This is a genomic window from Mycobacterium sp. (assembly GCF_051006775.1).
Lineage (GTDB): Bacteria > Actinomycetota > Actinomycetes > Mycobacteriales > Mycobacteriaceae > Mycobacterium.
The window spans coordinates 42,761-48,904 of sequence record NZ_JBPCSX010000168.1 but is presented as its reverse complement, the minus strand read 5'-3'; the positions used below and the strand labels follow the sequence as shown (position 1 = coordinate 48,904).

The following is a 6,144-nucleotide window of genomic DNA, read 5'->3' as shown; positions in this document are numbered from 1 at the left end:
ATCGAGACCGACTTCGGCGACTGGGAGGGGCTCACCTTCACCGAGGCCGCCGAGCGCGACCCCGATCTGCACGGCCGCTGGCTGCGCGACACCGGTCTGCGGCCGCCGGGCGGCGAGAGCTTCGACGAGGTGCAGAGCCGCATCGAACGGGCCCGGGAGCGGATCATCGCCGAGCACGGCGCCTCGACGGTCCTGGTGGTCTCGCACGTGACCCCGATCAAGACCCTGCTGCGGCTGGCACTGGGTGCGGGTATCAGCATCCTGCACCGGCTCCATTTGGACCTCGCGTCGCTGAGCATCGCCGAGTTCTACCCGGACGACGGAGCCTCGGTCCGGTTGGTCAACGACACGTCCTACCTGCGATGACCGATCCGTCCGGCGACAGCTACGCCACCTGGGAACAGCACTACACGGCCAAGCCCCAGGTCTGGAGTGGGCGGGTCAACACCCGGCTGGCCGAGATCGTCCCGGAACTGGCCGGCACCCGGGCGCTGGACCTGGGCTGCGGTGAGGGGGCCGACGCGATCTGGCTGGCCGAGCACGGTTGGACCGTCGTGGCCGTCGACGTCTCCGACACCGCGCTCGCGCGGGCCCGCGCCGCCGCGCAGGACCGCGGGGTGGCCGACCGGATCGAGTTCTGTCAGTACGACCTCGACAGTGGTTTCCCGCCGGGACTCTTCGATCTGGTGTCGGCGCAGTTCCTGCACAGTCCGGTGGAGAAGGACCGGCCGACGATCCTGCGCCGGGCGGTCGCTGCGGTGGCTCCGGGCGGAACCCTGCTGATCGTCGACCACGCCGCCGCACCGCCGTGGGCGACCCGGATGCATGACCATGTGTTCGCCGGCGCCGAGTCGGTACTGGCCGGGCTGGCCCTCGACGACGCCGAGTGGGAACACGTCCAGATCGGTCGCGTCGAGCGCATCGTGAACGGACCGGACGGCGAGCCGGCGGCGCTGACCGATAACGTGGTGCGGATTCGGCGGTCCCGGCCGCCGCGAACGGGCTAGGGGGATTTCAGACGTGGACACACCGCTGGGCTCGGCCGACGCCTCGCTGCGCCGGGCCGTCACCCGACGCCTGCACCGCCGCGGGGTGGTCAAGGGGGAGATCGTCCTGCCGGCCGTGCCGGGCATGGTCGAGGAGTACGTCACCACCCTCGATGACACGTTCAAGGCGATCGGCGTGCACTTCTCGGATGAGGATTTCGACCATATGCGCGGCATCCTCAGGGCTCAGCTGGCCGAAGCGTATGCGGCATCACCGCGCTCCGACATCGTCATCGGCTACGAGTCACCGGTGGGACTGACCGCCACCTACACCATCAACACCCGCTGGTTCAGCGTCGCCGGGGCCTATGACAACTGGATCGCCACCCGCGAACCTCCGCTGTTCGGCACCGAGCCCGACGCCCGGGTGTGGGACCTGGCCGGCGAAGCCCCCGACCCGGCCGGCTTCCGGGTGCTCGACATCGGCGCCGGCACCGGGCGCAACACCCTCGCGCTGGCCCGTCGGGGCCATCCGGTCGAGGCTGTCGAGATGACCGGCGGATTCGCCGACATCATCCGGTCCGAGGCGGCCAGGGATTCCCTCGACGTCCGGGTGATCCAGCGGGACGTCTTCACGACCCTCGACGATCTGCGCACCGACTACCAGCTGATCCTGCTCTCGGAGGTGGTGTCGGACTTCCGCAGCACCGAACAGCTGCGCGGCCTGCTGGAACTGGCCGCGCACTGCCTGGCCCCCGGAGGGCGCCTGCTGTTCAACATCTTCCTGGTCCGCTCCGGCCACACCGTCGATGCCGCGGCGCTGGAGTTCGGCCAGCAGGCCTACACCTCGATCTTCACCCGGCGGGAACTGGCCGACGCGGTATCGGGTCTGCCCCTGGAACTGGTCGCCGACGATTCGGTCTACGAGTACGAGAAAGCCCACGTGCCGGCGGATAAATGGCCTCCCACCAGTTGGTATGAGAACTGGACCAGCGGGCTGGACGTCTTCGACGTCCCGCGCGAACAATGCCCGATCGAGATGCGCTGGCTGGTCTACCGCAAGGGCGCCCACGCGCAGTAGTTCGCGGATTAGGTCGGCACGGCAGTACGTTATCGGGTGCGGACGAGTTGGCCGGGCGACCGCGGCCCGACGTATGTCGGGTCGAGGAAAGTCCGGACTTCACAGAGCAGGGTGATTGCTAACGGCAATCCGAGGTGACTCGCGGGACAGTGCCACAGAAAACAGACCGCCACCGCACCCGTAAGGGCCGGTGGTAAGGGTGAAACGGTGCGGTAAGAGCGCACCAGCATTCCGGGTGACCGGGATGGCTTGGTAAACCCCACCCGAAGCAAGGCCAAGAGGCCGCACCCGTGCCTTCGGGCTCAGGGTGCGGCTGCGCAGGCGCTTGAGGGCTGCTCGCCCGAGCCTGCGGGTAGGCCGCTCGAGGTACCCGGCGACGGTGTGCCCAGATGGATGGTCGTCGCCGCGGCCCGGCGTCACGTCGGGCAGCGGAACAGAATCCGGCTTACAGGTCAACTCGTCCGCCCCCCGGGGGCGCTGTCAGGACTTGCGAACGCTGCGCCGCAGCGCCCGCAGGGCGTCGCCGAGTTCCCGCTCGCTTCGCCGGGCCAATTCATATTCCTGTTGGAAGAGCACGCCGTAGGTGAAGGTGTCCTCACCGGCGGCGTGTGCGGCGGCCACCTCCTCGAGCAGGTGCGTGCGGCTGATCACACTGTCCTGGTGATCGCCGAGCAGGCTCTGGATTGCCTTGGCCCGATCCGAGACCTTGGCGTCACCGGTCGCGGCCGCGACATAGCGAAGTCTCTTGGCGGCCTTGCGGATTCGATGCAGGGCTTCGTCGTGATCCTCGGCGGTGTCGGCAGCGGCCACCGCCCTGGCGGCCTTGCGCACCCGGTGGTAACTCGATGCGATGGTGGCCGGCGGATGTTCGGCATCGGGTGCGGAAACCGGAGCCGCAACGACCTCGTCGAGCGCGTCGAGCAGGCGGAAGTAGCGTTGTGAACGCATCGCCTTCAGTGCCCGGTTCAGACCCCCGTGATAGCGCTGCCAGGCGCCGTTGACAAGTCGTTCGCGCACCGGTCCGCGGACCAGATACGGCGGCAACGAATCCAGGGCGTCGCGGTAACGCTCGGCGAGCACCTCGGCATCCCGGGCGGTCCCCAGCACCCCGGCCAACTCGCGTAGCTCGACGAGGATCGAGGACTCCTCGGTCAGTCCGAAGGCCGCCTCGGAGGCTTGCAGAAGGCTGCGAATCTGACGGGTGGTGACCCGCATCTGATGGACCGCGTCGTCGGCGTCGGCCCGGACCGCACGGTCCCACTCCAGCAGACGGTGGACCTGCTCGGCGACGGCCCGATGCACCGGGTCGGCGGGCGGCGCCGGTTCCTGCCGATGGTCTTGCCGATCCGCCGCGCCCAGGACCTTGGCCAGTTTCGACCCGTGGCCGGCCGGTTTCGCGCCGGCGTCGAACAGCCGGTTGCCCAACCGCTTGAGCAATTCGGGGCCGCCATCGTGCACGCCGTGGGCCAACTCCAGCTCCCACTCGTGCCAGCGCTGTTCGGCCCCGGGGCTGCCGTCGGGGTTCATCGCCCATGCGCTGACCTCGTCATCGGCGAACTCGGCCAGCTCGGCCCCGTCGGCCCCGTACAGCCTCACCACGCTTCGAACCGTCGCGATCCGGGCCACCGGCACCGGTGCGCGCCCCCGCGCGATGGCTGCCACGATGTCGAGGAGTTCGGCGGGCACCTCGGCGCTATCCGCCTGCGACCCGCCGTCCAGGGACGCGTGCACCTCGGTGCGGGCATCGGCGCCGGCCGGCAGTTTCAGGTGCCAACCCGCATCCGAACCGCCGGTCCGGCGGCGCAATGTGATGTGGTGGCGGGCCAGGCCGTGGTCGGGTGTGTCGAAGTAGAGGGCGTCCATCGACTGCGCCGGAAACTTCTCCACCCGGGCCACCGTGGCGATCCCGTCGAACGACGGGAACACCGTCGACTCCGGAACGTCGTATTTCCGCTCAACCTCGACGAAGCGGGCGGTACCCGCTGATTTTGCGCCCATTTCCACCTTCACCAGCCATCGACCCGGACTGCATACGGTCGCCCGCACAGGGTGGCACACCAAAGTGAACACGACGCCGGCATCACCGCGTCCGGGACGGTCCGGGGACGGCGTCAGGGGCACTATCCCGGAAAGGAAATCGCGGCGCGCCCAAGCCCTGGGTGCATCTGGTGCCCCGGAACTCTTAGAATCCACAGATGCGCTGCGGAACGAATGACACCGCCGAGCGGGGTGATCGGCTGCGACTCGAGGATTACCTCGACGAGGCGGGCAACATCACCCTGCCCCCGGAAGTCACCATCACCTCGTTCCTCGACAGCAACATCGCCGAGCTCGGCGACACCGTGTCCTACCGCTACCTGGACTTCGAACATGATCCCGACGGCCGCCCCATCGAACTGAACTGGCAGGAACTGGGGGTCCGGCTGCGGGCGGTCGGGGCGCGGCTGCAGCAGGTCTGTGAGCCCGGCGAGCGGGTGGCGATACTGGCGCCGCAGGGATTGGACTACATCGTCGGCTTCTTCGCCGCGATCCAGGCCGGAAACATCGCGGTCCCGCTGTTCGCCCCGGAGCTTCCCGGTCACGCCGAGCGGCTCGACGCGGTGCTGGCCGACGCGACACCGACGGTGGTGCTGACGACCTCGGCGGGTGCGGAGGCCGTGAATGCCTTCCTGCGCAAGCTGCCGCGGGATCGCCGGCCCCGGGTCATCGCGATCGACGCCGTACCGGATTCGGTTGGCGCCACGTTCGTGCCCGCCGAGCTCAGCGGCGACAGCATCGCCTACCTGCAGTACACGTCGGGATCGACCCGGGCGCCCGCCGGAGTGGAGATCACCCATCGGGCGGTCTGCACCAACGTCGTCCAGATGATCATCTCGGTTGGCCTGGACTGGGACATCACCAGCATCAGCTGGTTGCCGCTGTTCCATGACATGGGCCTGTTGATGATCATGTTCCCGGCCCTGCTCGGCCGTGCCTTCACGCTGATGTCGCCCACGGCGTTCGTTCGCCGCCCGCATCGTTGGATCAGGGAACTCGCTGTCGAGGCCAAACGCGGGCGCACCTTCGCGGCTGCGCCGAATTTCGCCTTCGAGCTGGCCGCCGACCGCGGCCTGCCGCCCGCGGGTGAGGACCTCGACCTGAGCAATGTCGCCGGACTGATCAACGGCTCGGAACCGGTGAACATCGGTTCGATCGACAAGTTCAACGCCGCGTTCGCTCCCTACGGACTGCCGCCGGAGGCCATCAAACCGTCCTACGGGATGGCCGAGGCCACCCTGTTCGTCTCGACCATCGGCCCGCACGCCCGAGCAAGTGCGATCTACCTGGACCGGATCGAACTGGGTCAGGGGCGCGCGGTTCGGGTGGACCCGGACACCCCGAACGCTGTCCCGCAGGTGTCCTGCGGGCGGATTTCGCGCAGCCAGTGGGCCGTGATCGTTGATCCGGCCAGCGAGGCCGAGCTGCCCGACGGCCGAGTGGGCGAAATCTGGCTGCACGGTGAGAACGTCGGTCGCGGCTACTGGGGCCGGGCGCGCGAGACTGAGCTGTCGTTCCACAACAAGCTGCAGGTGCGGCTCGAACAGGGCAGCCACGCCGAGGGTGTCGCGATCAACGACACCTGGTTCCGCACCGGTGACATGGGACTGTTCCTCGACGGCGAGCTCTACATCACCGGCCGGATCAAGGATCTGGTGATCATCGACGGCCGCAACCACTACCCGCAGGACATCGAAGCCACCGTGTCCGCTGCCTCCAAGGCGGTGCGCGCCGGATTCGTCGCGGCGTTCTCGGTACCCGCCGCCGAACTGCCCGCGTCGGCCGGCGCGATCGGGGCCGGGGAGCGGCTGGTCATCGTGGCCGAGCGCGGGCCGGGCGCCGGTAAGGCCGAACCGGGGCCGATCGTGGACGCGATCCGCGCCGCGGTGTCGCGGCACCACACGCTGGCGGTAGCCGACGTGCGTCTGGTTGCCGCCGGCGCCATTCCGCGGACCACCAGCGGCAAGCTGGCCCGCCGGGCGTGCCGGGCCGAGTACCTGGCCGGGGAACTCGGGCAGCGGTAACCCGGCGTCACCGGAT

General features: G+C 69.0%; 5 protein-coding genes and 1 other RNA gene. 5 read left to right on the top strand and 1 reads right to left on the bottom strand.

Annotated features, from left to right (window positions below; translation table 11 throughout):
* The 4 genes from ACR2JI_RS12280 to rnpB all read left to right on the top strand — a co-directional run.
* The coding region (locus ACR2JI_RS12280; RefSeq protein WP_526390349.1) for a histidine phosphatase family protein at nt 1-366 on the top strand (366 nt) is incomplete at its 5' end.
* Nucleotides 363-1,007, top strand: a complete 645-nt coding sequence (locus ACR2JI_RS12275) for an SAM-dependent methyltransferase (RefSeq protein WP_526390348.1) — start codon at nt 363-365, stop codon at nt 1,005-1,007. The genes ACR2JI_RS12280 and ACR2JI_RS12275, both read left to right, overlap by 4 nt.
* A 13-nt stretch (nt 1,008-1,020) precedes the next feature.
* Entirely contained in the window at nt 1,021-2,067 is a 1,047-nt protein-coding gene (locus ACR2JI_RS12270; RefSeq protein ID WP_526390347.1) for a class I SAM-dependent methyltransferase, read from the top strand.
* 43 nt (nt 2,068-2,110) lie between these two features.
* Nucleotides 2,111-2,531, top strand: an RNA gene (gene rnpB, locus ACR2JI_RS12265) — RNase P RNA component class A.
* 16 nt (nt 2,532-2,547) lie between these two features.
* On the opposite strand, the gene ACR2JI_RS12260 is transcribed toward rnpB, so the two are convergent.
* Nucleotides 2,548-4,065, bottom strand: a complete 1,518-nt coding sequence (locus ACR2JI_RS12260; protein WP_526390346.1) for a CYTH and CHAD domain-containing protein — start codon at nt 4,063-4,065, stop codon at nt 2,548-2,550.
* Nucleotides 4,066-4,262: 197 nt separating this feature from the next.
* Between ACR2JI_RS12260 and ACR2JI_RS12255 the strand changes: the two genes are divergently transcribed.
* Nucleotides 4,263-6,128, top strand: a complete 1,866-nt coding sequence (locus ACR2JI_RS12255; protein WP_526390345.1) for a fatty acyl-AMP ligase — start codon at nt 4,263-4,265, stop codon at nt 6,126-6,128.
* The last annotated feature ends 16 nt before the right edge of the window (nt 6,129-6,144 follow it).